At 47.5% G+C, this 16,821-nt stretch carries 15 protein-coding genes; 2 read left to right on the forward strand and 13 right to left on the reverse strand.

Annotation, left to right across the window (positions count from 1 at the left end):
* Positions 1–168: 168 nt before the first annotated feature.
* The 13 genes from VMX18_02205 to gatC form a co-directional block, all read right to left on the reverse strand.
* A complete protein-coding gene (locus VMX18_02205) occupies positions 169–2,949 on the reverse strand; it encodes an ATP-dependent Clp protease ATP-binding subunit (GenBank protein HUT22204.1) in 2,781 nt (926 codons plus the stop codon).
* A 6-nt stretch (positions 2,950–2,955) separates the two neighbouring features.
* Entirely contained in the window at positions 2,956–3,336 is a 381-nt protein-coding gene (locus tag VMX18_02210; protein ID HUT22205.1) for a hypothetical protein, read from the reverse strand.
* 175 nt (positions 3,337–3,511) lie between these two features.
* Entirely contained in the window at positions 3,512–4,126 is a 615-nt protein-coding gene (locus VMX18_02215; GenBank protein ID HUT22206.1) for a deoxynucleoside kinase, read from the reverse strand.
* Positions 4,127–4,333: 207 nt separating this feature from the next.
* On the reverse strand, positions 4,334–6,307 hold the full coding sequence (locus VMX18_02220) for an ATP-dependent helicase (GenBank protein HUT22207.1): 1,974 nt from the start codon (positions 6,305–6,307) through the stop codon (positions 4,334–4,336).
* Between the two features lie 92 nt (positions 6,308–6,399).
* On the reverse strand, positions 6,400–6,930 hold the full coding sequence (locus VMX18_02225) for an epoxyqueuosine reductase QueH (GenBank protein ID HUT22208.1): 531 nt from the start codon (positions 6,928–6,930) through the stop codon (positions 6,400–6,402).
* 128 nt (positions 6,931–7,058) lie between these two features.
* The gene (locus VMX18_02230; protein HUT22209.1) at positions 7,059–7,403 is read right to left on the reverse strand and encodes a phage holin family protein; all 345 of its coding nucleotides are present in this window, start codon (positions 7,401–7,403) and stop codon (positions 7,059–7,061) included.
* A gap of 35 nt (positions 7,404–7,438) precedes the next feature.
* The gene (locus tag VMX18_02235) at positions 7,439–7,804 is read right to left on the reverse strand and encodes a four helix bundle protein (protein HUT22210.1); all 366 of its coding nucleotides are present in this window, start codon (positions 7,802–7,804) and stop codon (positions 7,439–7,441) included.
* 34 nt (positions 7,805–7,838) lie between these two features.
* Entirely contained in the window at positions 7,839–8,363 is a 525-nt protein-coding gene (locus VMX18_02240) for a hypothetical protein (protein HUT22211.1), read from the reverse strand.
* Between the two features lie 70 nt (positions 8,364–8,433).
* A complete protein-coding gene (locus VMX18_02245) occupies positions 8,434–8,871 on the reverse strand; it encodes a four helix bundle protein (protein ID HUT22212.1) in 438 nt (145 codons plus the stop codon).
* Between the two features lie 13 nt (positions 8,872–8,884).
* Positions 8,885–9,319 carry a hypothetical protein gene (locus tag VMX18_02250; protein ID HUT22213.1) on the reverse strand — a complete coding sequence of 145 codons (435 nt, stop codon included), beginning with the start codon at positions 9,317–9,319 and terminating at the stop codon, positions 8,885–8,887.
* 164 nt (positions 9,320–9,483) lie between these two features.
* Complete coding sequence (gene gatA, locus VMX18_02255; GenBank protein HUT22214.1) at positions 9,484–10,905, reverse strand: Asp-tRNA(Asn)/Glu-tRNA(Gln) amidotransferase subunit GatA; 1,422 nt, start codon at positions 10,903–10,905, stop codon at positions 9,484–9,486.
* 70 nt (positions 10,906–10,975) lie between these two features.
* Positions 10,976–11,359, reverse strand: a complete 384-nt coding sequence (locus VMX18_02260; GenBank protein ID HUT22215.1) for a GxxExxY protein — start codon at positions 11,357–11,359, stop codon at positions 10,976–10,978.
* 115 nt (positions 11,360–11,474) lie between these two features.
* Entirely contained in the window at positions 11,475–11,768 is a 294-nt protein-coding gene (gene gatC / locus VMX18_02265) for an Asp-tRNA(Asn)/Glu-tRNA(Gln) amidotransferase subunit GatC (protein ID HUT22216.1), read from the reverse strand.
* Between the two features lie 410 nt (positions 11,769–12,178).
* Between gatC and VMX18_02270 the strand changes: the two genes are divergently transcribed.
* Positions 12,179–12,652: a hypothetical protein gene (locus VMX18_02270; protein HUT22217.1), complete on the forward strand. Its 474-nt coding sequence runs from the start codon at positions 12,179–12,181 to the stop codon at positions 12,650–12,652.
* Positions 12,653–12,824: 172 nt separating this feature from the next.
* Positions 12,825–16,802, forward strand: coding sequence for a MopE-related protein (locus VMX18_02275; protein ID HUT22218.1), 3,978 nt, complete (start codon positions 12,825–12,827; stop codon positions 16,800–16,802).
* The last annotated feature ends 19 nt before the right edge of the window (positions 16,803–16,821 follow it).

Consider the following 16,821-nt stretch of genomic DNA (forward strand, 5'->3'; position numbering starts at 1 on the left):
ACGGCGGCCGGCGGGAACGCGATCGTTCCCGCCCGTAGAGACGCGCCATGGCGCGTCTCTACGGCATACGCGCGCGCATCGGCCGCCGACAAATAAAAAAACGCCTGTCCAGCGTCCTTATTGTTTCATGTTTCATGATCCATGATCCATGCTCCATGCTCCATGACATCACAACGCCTCCGCCTTTTCCACGTGAATCTTGCCGCCAACGTCAAAAGTCACCGTGTCGCGTCTGCCGATCTGCGCGGTCAATAGATAATTGGCCAAGGCGTCATCGACTTGCGTTTGGATCACGCGGCGCAGCGGCCTGGCGCCGAATTTCGGATCAAAGCCTTGATGGGCCAAATCTCTGATCGCCTCGTCCGTCGCTTGGAAAGTAATGCCTTTTTCTTCCAATCGTTTGGCCACCTTGGCGATCAATAATTTCGCTATCGCGTAAACATTTTCTTCTGTCAGCGGTTTGAACACCATAATGCCATCGTAGCGATTCAAAAACTCCGGCCTGAAATATTCTCTCAATTCCACGTTGAGCAATTGATTTTTTATTTCTTCTATATTTTTATTTTGAGAAACCGCGTCTTGGATATAGGAACTGCCCGCGTTCGAAGTCATGATAATAATCAAATTCGTAAAATCAATCGTTCGACCGGTGTTATCAGTTAAACGCCCGTCTTCCATTACCTGCAAAAATAAATTCAAAACGTCCGGATGCGCTTTTTCTATTTCATCAACGAGCAAAACCGTAAACGGATTTTTTCTGACCGCATCCGTTAAATAACCGCCTTCTTTGGACGCGCCCGCCGGCGCTCCAATCAGACGGTAAATGCTCTCCGGCGTTTGGTATTCGGACATGTCCAGTCTGATCATGTTTTCTTCACTGCCGAAATAAATATCGCCCACGGTCTTCGCCAATTCGGTTTTGCCGACTCCGGTCGGGCCCAAGAAAAGCAAACTGGCGATCGGCCGATCGCCTTCGCGAAGCTCGGCTCTGGCGCGACGCAAACTTGACGCGACCATTTTCACGGCTTCTTCCTGCCCGATGATTCGGTGATGTATTTCTTCTTCTAGATTCAATAATTTACTGGCTTCTTTTTGCGTTATTTTCGAAACAGGGATCGAAGTTTTCTCACTGATGAATTTGGCCACATCGTCGCCCGTGACGATTTGATTTTCTCCGCGCTCCTTTCTCACGGCAATGCCCACTTGTTCTATGATTTCCAAAGCCTTTTGCGGCAAATATTTATCATGAAGATAACGGGAAGACAAAACAACCGCTTTATCCAAACTGTCATATGAAAAGAAAACCTTGTTGGCGTATTCGATCGGTCCGCTCTTGGCCTCAAGCACCTGAATCGCTTCGTTTATTTCCGGTTCCTCCACTTTAATATTTTGGAACGAACCGGCCAGCGAGCTGGCCTCGATGTTCGCGAAATCAGCCGGCGTGGTCGTGGCCACGGAAAAGAATTGCTTACTGGTTAAAATATCGGCCAGAACCTCTCCCAAATCCAAACCCGCTTCTTGCCCGGCCGTAATGCCGATCATGTCGTGAATATTTTCAATGGCTATAACTATATTTCTCGCGCGAGACGCTTCAGCCATGGCTTGAAGCAGCCGCTCTTCCGCCTGAGCCGGCGTGGCGCCGCTGACCAAATACGGCACGGATAAACTGACCAAGCGCTTATCTTTTAACATATCCGGCACATCGTCGGCGATCATCTTTTGCGCCAAGCCTTCCAAAATTGAAGTCTTGCCCACCCCCGAAAAACCCACAAGAAGCGCGCTGCTTCTCGAGCCTTCGATGATTCTGAAAATTTCTTCGAATTCTTTTTCGCGGTCAACGCACGGGAAAAGCGCGCCGACTCTGGCCGCTTGCGTCAAATCACGGCTGATTTGATTCAAAAACGGCGTGGCCGTGGCGGTCATGGCGCGATCAATGCCGCTTTTGCTTTTCAATCTGGCGCGAGAGCGATATCTTGAAATCTGCCCGATCAATTGATTTTGAATTTTTATCCACACCACCACATTGAACAATTTCTGCCTGTTCAAGTCCAAATCAAGCAGCAGCTCGCCGATATAATCTTTTTCCAAATCGACAAAAAGCTCTTTAATCGTAAACGCGGCGGCCAAATCGGTCACCTCAACTTTTACTTTATCGTCCATCATGGCTTGCCAATAAGCCATGATCAAAATTTTCTTGGCGGTCAATGACAAACGCGGCATTCCCCCGACCGCGGATCGCTGAGACAAAATATTATTGATCTTTTCCTGAATGACTTCTTTATAAAGTCCCAGTCGGCTAAAAATTATCATGCCGGGCTGGCTTTCCGGCAACACGTAAAATAGGCGCAATTCGCCGATTTGAGGTTCGCTGACGCTTTGCGCCGCGAAAAATGCTTTGTCTATCAACATTGATGTTTGATCGTTGTAGGATTTGGCAACGTCGATCAAATCGCTTTTCGGCCTGGCCAAAACATCTTGCCAATCCGTGGGCAACGAAGAAAACAGCGAATCTTCGTCTCTGTACTCTTTTTTCAAAACTTTGAATTTGGGATCGGTTTCCTGATCAATACGATAATACAAATACAAGTCGCCGACGACTGTCAGCCAAAAATAAAATTTTTCAAAACTCGGCTGACGAAACCAATAGTCGAAGGAATACGCCGGCGCGAAATCCAATTTGTAAAGCTGCCAAAACAAAATGAAAAAACCGCTCAAGCCCAGCAGGATCAAAATGATATTGATGGCCGCCTTGATTGACTTGGTGAATTTTTCATAATAAATGCTCCAAGTGTCGATTCTCTTGCCCCAATAAAAAACTTTATTTTTGAAAAATAAAACCGCGCCCAAGCCTTGGCAAACTCGGCACGTTTTGTCTTCGATCACGCCGGCGCCTTTGCAAGCGTCGCAGACTAAAAACGGCAATTTTTTCAATGGTTTTTTTTCAGTCATGTGAATTTATTTAAAAACCGGCAAACCCAAATTGGCTAGGATCATCATTAAAACGAAAATCGGAAAAATAAGACGAATTAAAAAAACAAACGCGTAAAACACCGCCAAAAAGCAAAAACCGATAAAGCGAATGACAACCATGGCGAGGCGCACGAACAAACTGACCAGCCTCCCCTGCCAATCCGTCTGGCCGAACATCGGGGTAAAAATATTTTTGGCCCAAAGCGTCAAGGCCATGTTTTCATTGGCGTGTCGCAGATTATTGCCCAAACTTCTCCATCCCTTGGCCAGACCTTTCGTGTACCACCAAATCGGAAAATAAAAAACATCTCCAATCAGATCCTTGAAGAAAAATTTCAGCGATTTCAAAAACAGACTTTGCTCCATAGAATTTGTTTCGTCTACTATATTATAACATAAAAACAAAGAAACAGAGAAACGCGGGTAGCGGTGGCGGTCTTGTGTAGGGACAGGTCACTGCCATGTCCTCGAATAGGCGATAATAATCCAAATTTATCGGCACCGAGTCGTAGGAACACAAAATTTTGTATTCCTACGACGCCTAATCCATTAAGTAAGATGAAATTTTTGAAATGAAATCATCAAAATCCTCCTGATTGTGTTTCAAATCCACCTTGTCGTAATCAATGGTCAAAACCGGCGCGACTTTGAAATTCTCCGTCCACTCCGCATAAAGTTTGTTAAGCGACTCGACATATTCCCTGGAAATCAAATTTTCGAATTCCCGACCGCGCTTTTTCACCCGCGCCATAATGGTTTCCGTCGAGGCCTTCAAATAAATCACCACGTCCGGAGCGGGTAAAATATTCAAACAGATTTTGTAAAATTTTTGATAAACTTGCCAATCCCGAGTGGAAATAAAACCTTGGAGAAACAAGTTTTTGGCGAACACTTCCGAATTCTCATATAAACTGCGATCCAAGATCACAGAGCCGGGATTGATCGACAAATTATATTGATCCTCCAGCCGTTTTGATAAAAAATAAAGCTGGGATAAAAACGCCCACTTGTTCATGTCCTGGTAAAAATCAGCCAAGTAAGGATTTTCCACAGCCGGCTCGACATAAGACGACCAGTTGAAATATTCGGCCAATTTTTTCGACAAAGTTGTCTTGCCCACGCCGATATTGCCGGCGATGGCTATAAACTTTTTCATACCGCTAATTTGCTGTTAGTTACAAATTACATTCACCTATAGCTTTAATCCTGAGAATCTTGTAATTCCTGCCTGCTCCTCGAGTCTGAGCGACCTCGGAGTCGAAGACCGGCAGGCAGGCGTAACAGATGACCTAGAAGCTTAATAGCGGATTGTAATTCGTAACAAATAACCTGAAAGCTAAATAATCGATTGTAATTCGTAACATTAATCATAATAAATCGTCCTATCCTGCGAATCATTATCCAAATACGCGTTAAAATAATCATCCCCGCCCACGGTCACGTAAAGCGAAGGCTCCAATTCCTTGATGAACATGGACGGCTGATTTATCATTTCTCCGTATTCATAACTGATGGTTCTGATCGGATAAATCATGGATAGTTCCTCCTTCGCCCGAGTAACGGCCACGTAAAAAAGCCGGCGCTCTTCTTCGAGCTGCGCCCGATCTTCCATTGATTTATGATGAGGGAACGCGCCGTCGCAAAGGCCTATAATAATGACATATGGCCATTCCAGGCCTTTGGCCTGATGGATGGTGGACAAGACCACTTCATCTCGCGCCTCGGCGTCATTACGCCGATAACTTTCGCTGAGCATCACGTCGGTCAGCAGATCTTCGAGTTTTTCATAAGTGACCACGAAATTCATCAGCTGCCTGATGTCGTCGAGCCGGTCGCGATAGTTTTCAAAAACATTTCTGGCGTACTCTTTGTAATCCAAATCCAAAACGCATTTGATCATGTCCGCGATGCCGCGATTGTTTTCCTTTATTTCAAACATTTTTCTCAAAATATTGTTCAAATCATTCCAGCTGGCGCTCGCCCTCGAGCCGACCTGAATCTTAGTCGCCAAAACTTCGTTCAAACTTTCGAACTTTTGAATTTTTTTCCAAATAGCGTCCGCGTTTTTCACGCCAATGCCTTCGCGCATTTTCAACAAACGCTTCCAGGAAATCTCGTCCCTGAAATTTTGAATGATTTTCAAATATGAAACAATGTCTTTGATATGAGCCTGCTCGAAATAACGCAAACCGCCGCGAACGACATAAGGAATGTTTCTTTTGCTCATTTCCAGCTGCAATTCCGCGGATTGAAAAGTCGAGCGAAACAAAACCGCAGCCTCGCGCAAAGCTCGGCCTTTGTCTTTGATTTCCAAAATCCTATTGACCACCATGCTAGCCTGCTGATAAACGTCGCGCGCCGGAATGAGAATCGGCAAAATGCCATCGGGTTTATGAGTATTCAAATTTTTCCTAAATTGATCCTTGTTTTTTTCAATGCTGGCGTTGGCCAGATCCAAAATCTGCGGAGTCGAGCGGTAATTGGTTTCCAATTTGTAAATTTTTGCGTTTTCAAATCTTTTGGGAAAATTCAAAATGTTTTTTATATCCGCGGCGCGAAAAGAATAAATGCTCTGCGAATCGTCGCCGACCACCAAGACATTTTGATGAACGGACGCCAATTCGTAAATTATTTCCGCTTGAATATGATTGGTGTCCTGATACTCATCCACCAAAATATAATGGAATCTCTCTGATAATTTGGTTTTGGTTTCCGGGAATTTTTTGAGCAAATCCAGCCACTTGGTCAAAAGATCATCAAAATCCATCAAGTTGGCCGATTTTTTCTTTTCCTCGTAGGAGGCCGCCACGTCATCGATTTTATGGCTGACAAAATCGGGATAGCCGTAAATCTCCTCGGCCACTTCCAGCACGGGTTTTCTCGTGTTAAAAGCGAATGAAATTATGGAATGAACCAAATCGGCTTTGGGAAAATCGTGGCCTTTGGTTTTTATGCCGAAATCTTCATAAACCGATTTCAATAATGTCACGCTGTCGTCTTGATCCAAAATATTAAAATTGCTTTGATAACCCAGCTTAGCCGCGTATTGTCTTAAAATCACGTTGCCGATATGGTGAAACGTGCCGGCCCAAAACTTCTTCGGCTCAAAGCCCAGCAATTTTTTTATTCGCTCCATCATTTCATTGGCCGCTTTATTGGTGAAAGTGACCAATAAAATATTTTCCGGCGAAACGCCTTTTTCAATCAAATACGCGACACGATAAACCAAAGTTCTGGTTTTTCCGCTGCCCGCTCCGGCCAAAACCAAAGCCGGCCCGTCCGCTTCGCTGACGACCTTGTATTGTTCTTCGTTCAGTTCCTTTTTAAAATCTATCATATTGAGTATACGAGATTACAGATTTGCGTACAGATTATACGAGATAATTCCAATCTGTATAATCTCGTATGTTTATCTGTAATCTCGTAACCTCAATTCACTGAGAACTCGCAGCCGCAATAATTCTGCCTATGAAAATGTTCCTTATCGCAAATCTCGCAAGACTTTTTGAACCCGTCTCCCTTTCTCCAAATATTATCAATAAATGTCACTCCGTACATGGCCGCCATTTCATGGCCGATTTCATTGATCAATTCCGCCGGTTTGTGCGGACTGACCGTCAGGGTCGCGGCGATGGCGTCAAATCCGTTTTCGCTCGCGACTTGAGCCGTTTCCGACAATCTGAGCGTAAAATCGACTTCACAGCGCTTGCCTTTCTCCGGTTCTTTTTCCAAACCTTTGATTTTTTCCAACCAGGCGCCATGATCGTATTCTCCTTCGATTAAATTCACATCGTATTTTTCGCAAAGTTTTTTCGCTTCGCTTAATCTCAAATCATATTCTTCTTTGGGAAAAACATTGGGATTATAAAAAAAAGCGGTTACATCCCACCCCATTTCTTTTAATTTTTCAATAACATAACCGCCGCACGGAGCGCAGCAGATGTGAAGCAATACTTTCATAAACTCTAAATTCGAAATCCTAAACAATATCGAAATTCCAATTTCCCAATGTTCCAAACGTTTGGAATTTAGTGTTTTGAAAATTAAAATTTGTTTAGGATTTAGAGATTAGTGTTTAGAATTTTTTATTATTCTTCTCTTCTCAAAAGCAATCCCGTCAGAGTCGTCACCAAAGTGTACAACAACGCGCCCAAAACCGCCGCCCAAAATCCGCTGACCGCAAATCCTTTGATGAATGTGGACACAAGCCAGAACATCAGGCCGTTGATGATTAAATTGGACAAACCAAGCGTTAAAATGGTGATCGGCAAAGTTAAAAGTTTGAGAATATTTCCGATAATCGCGTTGACTATTCCCAAAATAAGCACGAGGATCAAGGCGATGTAAAATTTTTCTACGCCGATACCCGGCACCAAATACGCAATGGCCAATAGCCCGAGAGCGTTCAGCAGCCAAGTTAAAATTAGTCTCATATTTTCTCCTGTAGCATGAAACATGAATCACGCTTTTAATGATTATCCAGTCCATTAAACGTCTTCCAAAGCATTGCGCCTATCTCGTCAGCCAACGCTTTCGCTTTCTGAAAATCACCCACAATCTCAATATAGCCTTCTTCTTTGGCAAAATCCATTAAATAAACGGATTCCTTCAGCGAACCATAAGCGATTTCCAAAAAATTTCGATGCACTTTATTTTTTATTCTGGCGTATCCTTCAATATAATTTAATATAACCGACAAAGCCGATCTCCTCAATTGAGAAGTAACCCCATATAATTCCTCTATAGGAAAACATTTTGAAATTTTATAAACCAAATGCACATACTCATTCATCTTTTGTCTCATTATCCCATGAAATGTATTTTCATCTTCCATATTGTTTCATGATTCATGTTTCATGATTCATGCTTTATGACTTCCTAATCGCCGCGGCAAGACTTTTCCAGAAATGCACATCATCAAGCGCCTCAAAAAACGCTGCCGTATGCTCCCGGATAAGTTTTTCATTGGCCAGATAAATCAGCTTGGCGAGCCAATAATAAACGATAAGCAACATGATGATCAAATACAATCCTCCCCAAAACCACTTGTTGTTCAATGTCCAAAAAGAAACATTCACTTTCGCCACTTGCGAATATTGCCGGCCGTAAAAATCATACGCCTTCAGTCTGACCAAATAATCTCCGTTGTCGAGCGTGCGCACCAGGTCGCGGCCTTCGTATGAAAAATCGTCGCTAAAATCCCACTCAAAAACCAAATTCGCTTCATTCAAATTGTTTATTTTCGGTTCAAAATAAAAAGTGTTCCAATCAAGCTGTTTGATTCTGACGTAAACATTGCCGTCGCTTTGCATGCCGACTTGAGACGAAACAAACACTGCCGCGGCCAGCCAGGCGACCAGAAAAATAATTAAAATTTTTATTTTTGTTTTCATTTTGATTTTAGAAATTCGCCACATCGAAATTCGATATTCGTAAGCGAAACGGGAAATTCGAAATTCGGAATCAGTCCTCATGATAATTTTCCCATGTCTGTCCCAGCTTGGTCAACTGCCTGCAACATTTATCATATAAATCGATCAATTCTAAACAGGCGTCTCGACTATAAAATTTATTATAAAGATCCTTACACACCGATACATGATGAATTATTTCATTTGATTCACCCGCGCAATCGTTCAAATATTTTCTCCAATTTTTCTTTTGATATCTTTTTGCAAATCCCTCCGCGATTAACGCCGGAGCCGCCTTGGAAGCTCTGCGCATCTGGCTCGCCAAATCAAATTTTTCATCATCAGGCAAAACCGGCACAATTTTTTCATGAACAATCAACATGGCTCGATATAAATTCTGATAAACATTCAAATCCAAAAAACTCTTAATTGGTCCATATCGACGATTTTCGACGCCCGAATTTCCATTACGATTTTCGATTATCGACATAACGAATTTCAATTTATAATACTCTTAAGATTTTTAAGGCATGCTCAAAACCTTTAATGGCTTTGGCCGCTTCGCCGCGACGCAATTTGTAATCCGATTCATGCACGATTGTGTTTCTCAATTTATGCGCCCACCAAACATTTCTCAATTTTTCGTATTTGTAACAAGCGACTTTCAAACGTTGACCCAGGGTCTCGCCGGGCATGATCATTCCTTTCAAAACGAAATCCAGTAAATTATCCGCCTCGATAATCGCCACTCGCCACATGGCTTCGCTGTCTTTTGAAATCAAACTTTCAATTTCCACCCACTTGTCTTGTATTTGTTTGACGTCAATGTCTTCCGGCGGCCGGCGCCTGACCACAAACAAAATAATGACCACGACAAAAATCACTATCGCGCCGATTAAAACGTCCAGCCATGAAAACTGCCAAGTTATGTCAAACATAAATTCATAAATAAATAAACAAAGTTGTCATCTCGACCGCAGTCGTCCGAAGCCGCGGCGAAGGATGACGGAGCGGAGAGATCTTTTCCAATTTTATTAAAAAGATTTCTCCATTTCGTTCTCCAGCCTGGCCGAGGGGTCGAAATGACAAAGACTATTATCGCTTAAAAACTCTGTTCAAACTGATGCGCCACTCTCAAAATGGTCGCTTCATCGAAATAATTGCCCAAAATCTGCAAACCGGTCGGGAATTCCCCGACTTGATTCATGGGCACGGAAATGGCCGGCAACCCGGCCACGTTCGCGGACACCGTGTACACATCGGCCAAATACATTTGCAAAGGATCCTTCACTTTTTCACCGATTTTAAACGCAATGCTCGGCGCGGTGGGCATTATGACCGCGTCGACTTTTTTGAAAGCCTTGGCAAAATCATGTTTGATCAGGGCTCGAACTTTTTGCGCTTGTTTGTAATACGCATCGCTGTAGCCTTCGGACAAAACATACGTGCCCATCATTATTCTTCTTTTAACTTCTTCTCCGAATCCGGCTTCTCTGGTTTTCAAGTACATGTTCATCAAATCGTCCGCTGCCGCTCTTTGCCCGTATTTGACGCCATCATATCTGGCCATATTGGAAGAGACTTCGGCTGACATTAAAATATAATAAGCGGCCAAACTGTATTTGAAATAAGGCAATTCCACTCTTTTTATTTTCACTTTCAATTGTTCCAAAATCTTAATCGACTTTTTCAAATCATCAAAAACATTTCTATCCAGACCTTCGAAAAAACTTTCTTCCGGCAAGCCGATGGTCAGGCCTTTGAGCGGCTTTTCCAAATTTTGCAAAAAATCGTCTTGTCTGGAAACCGAAGTGGAATCAAACCTGTCTTGTCCATAAATGGTTTGCAAAATCATGGCCGCGTCTTCGGCCGTTTTGGCCAACGGCCCCACTTGGTCTAAGCTCGAAGCCATGGCCGCCACGCCATAGCGAGACACTCGGCCGTAAGTCGGTTTCAAACCCACGCAGCCGCACAGCGCCGCCGGTTGCCGCACCGAGCCGCCGGTATCCGTTCCCAAGGCTCCCAAACATTGATCATCGGCCACGGCCGCAGCCGAACCGCCTGATGAGCCTCCGGCCACGCGTTCCGGGTTAAACGGATTTTTAACCGCGCCGAAAGCGGAATTCTCGGTGGACGCTCCCATGGCGAATTCATCCAAATTCGTTTTGCCCAAATATACGGCATTCTGCTCGTTCAATTTCTCAATAACCGTCGCGTTGTACGGCGCCACGTAATTTCGCATAATCTTTGACGCGCAAGTGCAATGAACATCTTCAATCAAAATAATATCCTTGATCGCCAAAGGAATGCCTTCCAAAGTTTTCAGAGGCAGTCCGCTTGAAATTTTTTCATCGACAACTTTGGCGCGCGCCAGCGCGTCGCCTTCCATGACAGTTAAAAAAGCGTTTATCTCGGGCTGTCTTTTTTCTATTTGTTTCAAACAATCCTTGATCAATTCCGCGCAAGAAAATTCTTTTTCCCGCAGACCTCTTTGAGCTGATTTGATTGTTAATTTATTAAGCATAGTTACAAATTACATTCGACTAATTAGCTTCCAGGCTGTTGTTACAAATTACATTCGCCCCGCAGGCGCCTTAATGCAAATTCAAAATCCTTCTAAATCTCAATGTTTTTTTCGCAAATAACGCAAGTATTCCCAATTTTAAACCTGTTTGTCCGAGATATCCATGGACTTGCGCAAAATCATTGTTCGCAAAACTCTCTCCCCTTTTTATTTCCAAAACAATTTTCTCTTCGATGATGAAATCCGGCACATAACAACCTATTCTTTCGTCTCTATATTTGATAGAAATTGTCTTCTGACTGACGCAATTTATATGTGAATCCTTAAACGCTTTTTCCAACGCCCGTTGATAATATTTTTCTTGCAATTGTCCGCCCAATTCGGAATGGACATTTTTCAGCGCCCCCACGATTTTAAAACTGAGATATTTATAAATAATTTTACTTTCTTTCATTTTAATTTCTCCTAAAAATATTGTAATTCGTAACATTTATTAATCGGCCACCCAGATCATTGTACTTCGTAACAAATTACCTGAAAGCTTCACAGAATATTGTAATTCGTAACACTCATTTTTTCCCCCGCATCACTCCTTGCACCCTAATCTGCCCACTCTCAACTTCCGGCGCCTGACCGAGTAATTTTTCCGCCGAATAAATCAAATGAACTTCGTCCTCGCGACTGACATTGCTCAAGCCGGTGATATGCGAAACCGGTTCGATATTGCTCAAATCGATTGACTTTAATTCTTCGAAATATTTGAAAACTTCACCGATTTGCTTGGCGTATTTTTCTTTTTCTTCCTCGCTTATCCCGAGCCTGGCCAAGATCGCCAGCCTCTCTATCAACTCCTTATTTATCATAAAATTTCGATTTGCTTGAAGTAAGAAATCTATTGGAATTATAGCACATTTTCATGAAGCATGGAACATGCCTGCCCGCCGTAGCTTAAGAGCGAAGGCGGGAAGCATGGAGCATGAAACAGAGGCAGATAAGCTATGTTTTCGTAAATTTTGTAAATTCCTGTAGTTTCGCAGTCAAAATTCGTAACTATTCGTAATTATTAATAATGAATTTAACTGGATTTGATTTGTAATCATTTGCAATTTATTTTTTACTAAAATAAGCTAAAAAAGCTCAGAAACATTGACTAAAATTAGATTTTATGCTATTATAATATGTTATTCTGCGCGAATCAGCCGGACAAAACAAAGCTTTTCGCGACAGAATATTGTTTTTCACGCGGTGGAAACCGCCAAATTAGGAGGGAAGGATGAATCTGCTGAACGAGATCACTCGATTCACCTGCAATCTGTTCGACGACGACGACCGCGACCCCGAGTTCTTCGGAATGCACGAGGTCGGGCGGCGCGGCGACGCTCTGCCCTTCATCGGGGACGTCGCGCGGCAGATCGCGGACGAGGACGGAGACGGAGACGATGAGTTCGTCTACCGGCCCAACGCCCCGATCGAGGGGCCGCTTCCCCGCCGGTCGGCCGATCCGCCCGCGGCCAAGCCCATTTTCTGCTCGGTCATCCCTCCCTTCACCAACCGCCCGACGAAGCGGGGCATGTACCAGCGCACTCGCAGTCTGCCCGCGGACTCGCTCCGCGAGTGCAAACCCCGACGGGACTCGAACTGGAAGGACTCCGGGGCTGAGCGCCAGTTCGTCCGTCACACGGGACGCCGCGGACGGATCATGACCATCCGCGACCCCGCGCTCGTCGACAACGACGCGATCGGTTAGCCCACCTGTTCTTTCCCACCTTTCGCCCAACCTCATTCGTTGGGCTCCAATCCTTGCTTGATATAATCACATAGCGGGCAAAGATCGGAGATTGTTCCGAAACACCCACCATGCTTCCCGCTGAGAGCGGGAAAAGAGGAGATGCTAGATGAAACGGATGATCGTGTGTCTTATGGTTGTTCTTCTGGCCGCAAGCTGCGGCAACAGCGCGTCCACCCGCAAGGTGGAAACCGACGCCGGTCCCGCGCTCGAATGCGGGGAGGGCACCATCAAAGTGGACGGAGAATGCCGTCCGAAAGACGAACTCTGCAACGGCATCGACGACGACGGGGACGGAGTGACGGACGAACAGTGCGTCATCCCTCCCAGCAACGTGGCCTGTGGCGCGGGTACCATCCTCGTAGATGGGGAATGCGTTCCCCTGCCAAATCAGGACTACGATGAGGACAACGACGGCTTCTCGCCGTTCGAAGGCGACTGCAACGACGACGATCCGACCATCAACCCGACGGCGACCGAAGTCTGTGATGAACTGGACAACAATTGCGACGGGCAGGTAGACGAGGACGATCCGTCGCAGGACGATTTCTGCATCTCGATGAACCAGTACAACGGCAATTACGTTGCCGTTCAGGGTACGGAGAGGTGCCATGGGATCGCCGGCATGATCTGCACGCCGCTACCGGTCGAGCTATGCCGGCAAAACGCAGAAATCTGCGACAATGCTCTCGACGACAACTGCGACGGCGTGGTGGACGAGGGCTGCGACCCCGACTTTGACTTTGACAAAGACGGCTTCAGTCCGTTCGACGGAGACTGCGACGACGACAACCGCGACATCCATCCGGATGCCATCGAAAGCTGCAACGGCCTGGACGACGACTGCGACGGCCAGATCGACGAGGGCTACCCGATCCAGTTTTTCCTCCGCGACGCGGATGGAGACGGGCACGGAGATCCCGAAAACATGATTCAGGCCGCCGACTGTCTCTCCGCGCCGTACGGATACATCGACTGGATCGTCGACCTTGACAACGACTGCGACGACAGCGACAGTCACGTCAACCCCGCGGCCATCGAGTACTGCAACAACATCGACGATGACTGCGACGGCGCGACCGACGAGGACGACCCGGATATGGGTATTGCCTGCACGGCCGTGCTGAGTCTGCACGACCACGACGTGCCGATCCTCGGCGTCAACCTCTGTGAGAACGGAGAGATGCTGTGCACGCCTCCGCCGCTGGAAGAATGCCAGCTGCAGACGGAAATCTGCGGCGACATCTACGACAACAACTGCGACGGGCAGGTGGACGAGGACTGTGAAGAAGATGGGGCCCCGCACTACTGCGAGCCGGTCTACACCAACTACGGCATCCTGATCGGCTACCGCGGCTGTTGCGGCGCCAGCCCGCTGACTACTACTCATCCCGAAGCGGGCATGTTGATCAAGACGCATGAGTACAGCTCAGTGTACTACTACGCCAGTGACGGATTCAGGTATGTCTTCCCGACTACGCTCGAGCTAGATTCCTGGTACTCTCCCCTCGACGAATACGGCATCCCCGTTTCGCCCAACGAGGAGATCTGCCAGCAGGTCTACGACGTTTCACTCCTTGTGTTGGCATCGATTCCAATGGGCATGAAAAACGTCACCCTTCGTCCCGGAGCATTCGTCACCGGAAGCACGACGGACTCGAGCCAGCGCTACGTGGTGGATCACTGCGCGACGCGGAAAGAAGTCGATCCGATCACCGTGCTGGATGAGATCTACTCGTCCAACTACGGGTCGACCGCCTGGGAGCGAACGCACCCGGTGTGGAATGTCATGTGGGGCATGTACACGACCGGTCAGACAGTCACCTCCGCCGATAATTTCGACTGGCTGGAAACATACCAGTCGGCAACCATCGAAGAGGAGCTGGGAATCAGCGGGATGTGCGTCGACCAGGACGGCGACGGCTACAGCCCATTCGCGGGCGATTGCGACGACGGAAATGATTCGCTCTTTCCCGGCGCGCAGGAACTCTGCGACGGGATTGACAATAACTGCGACGGCGAAACCGACGAAGATTTCGCCGAGTATCTCGGCCAGCCATGCAGAGGATACGCCCGTAACGGTGAATTCCTCGATGGCTACTGTTCCGAGATCGGGACAGTCGTTTGCCATAACAACCTCGCGCTCAGGTGTTCATCCGCTGACGAAAATTCGCGGTGGACAACCGATTACAACTGGTCGTTGCCCGAAGTCTGCGGCAACAGCCTCGACGACAACTGCGACGGGCAGGTGGATGAAGGCTGCGACCAGCCGCCGGACGGAGTGAGCTTCTGCGAAGTCGACGATGACTGCGCGGATGCCGCCTGGGGCCAGTACTGCGTGTATTCGCTAGTACTGGATGCCAGCTTCTGCCAGGCTTGTCGGCAAGACGTCGACCCCGTGGACATGTCTCAATGGGAGTCTGTCGGATGCGGTGGTCAGACGCCAATCTGCGCATGGGGAGTCCAAACCGTACCCGTAAGCGATGCGTTTCCCGATGGGTATGCGCCGTTCTACTGGTGCGTGGAATGCGTCCTCGACACGGACTGCACACCGGGGTTCATCTGCTCGCAAGACAATTTCGTCTGCGAGCAGCAAGCCGCCGCCGCGACTTTGACTGTCGATGTCGCCGGCATGCCGGCTTCCGGCAATACCTACGTCAAAGGCACTGACGGAGTTCCGGCCGTAGGATTCATCTTCACGGCCGGCGATTCCGCTGACGCGCTGGTCAATTCCGTGAAATTGACGGTGTACCTCGACAACAACCAAAACGGCTTTAGCGATACCGCGGATGTCGATGACACTTCGGGCGCCCAAAACGTTTTGGCGACAGTCACCATCTACGACGCAGGGACTCCGACAACCCCGCTGGCCGACGCCAAGAACCTGACAGTCAATGCCAGCGACATCACCGTTCAGTTCGACTCGTTGAACTGGACAGTCCCATCAGGCAGTACAAAAGCTCTGTTGGTCAAAGCGACGTTGTCGACCACAGCTCCTTTGAGCGGAGATGACGACGATTTCGCCTTGACGATCCAGGAGTCTGGCGATGTTGACGCCGAAGATGGCAATGGCACGGCGGTCAATGTCGTTCTGCAAAACGGCAACCAGGAACCGGATGTCTGGCAAACCGCAACCGGTGGCGGCATCCTGGACCTGACCGAAGCAACAAGCACACCCGTCTCATCCTTGCTCGTGGCCGGCACCTCGAACAACCTGGTTTCCGTGGTCGAATTCGCTTCGACCGGCGAAGCCTTCATCGTCGAGAGAATGCAGGTCTACGATGCCGACGGCAATGGCTATGATGAGATCGGTGCCGTCAGAGTAAGCTATACGAACAGCCTCGGCGAGACCGAAGCCAAGGCCGCGATCCCGGACATGAACGGGATTGCAATTTTCAACAACTTGGACATCTATGTCCCGAAAGATGCGGCCGCGGATGTCCGGATCTTTACGGATCTGAACACGGTCGCGGGTAGCGCGGACAATGGCGATTCAATCAGACTCACGGTGGCCGAATCCGCGAACTTCAGAGCGGTCGGACGAGAGTCGGGGGTCGTCGTCATCGACACGGCGGCTGCAGCTGACCCTGAGGTCAACAGCCACTACGTGTTCGAGTCCGTACCGAGTGTTGCCTTCGCGGTGGACACTCCGTCCGGAAATCTGATCCCGAGCGCCAACACTTTGTTGGCTAAATTAGCGGTCACCGCTGACGGCGCGAAGGACATCACGTTCGACGCGGCTACCGGCGATATTACTTTCAAGATCAGCTCTTCTTGCGCCGGCACGGCGACAGGAGATGTTTACTTGAAAGACGCAGATGGAACCACTTTGGCTACACCCACCGCTATCGCTCCGTGTTCCGCCACCAGCGTTAAGTTCCTTTTCGAAGATGTTACCACCGACTGGAGAGTTCCGGCCGGCGAGACCAAGTACTTGTATGTTTGGGGTGATACGTCAATGATGACGTCTCAGGGCGATTCCATCCAGCTCTGGTTGGATGACGCTTCAAATGCAAACTTCACTTGGAGCATCAACGGAATCGGCACTTACCAACATGCTGACATCCTCTTTAGAGGCGATAAGTATGGCGGTCTGTTGCTCAAGCCATAGAGCGCCCTTTTCCGCCCAA

The sequence above is a fragment of the Candidatus Bipolaricaulota bacterium genome (assembly GCA_035528115.1).
Taxonomy (GTDB): Bacteria; Patescibacteriota; Patescibacteriia; order UBA11705; family DATKZF01; genus DATKZF01.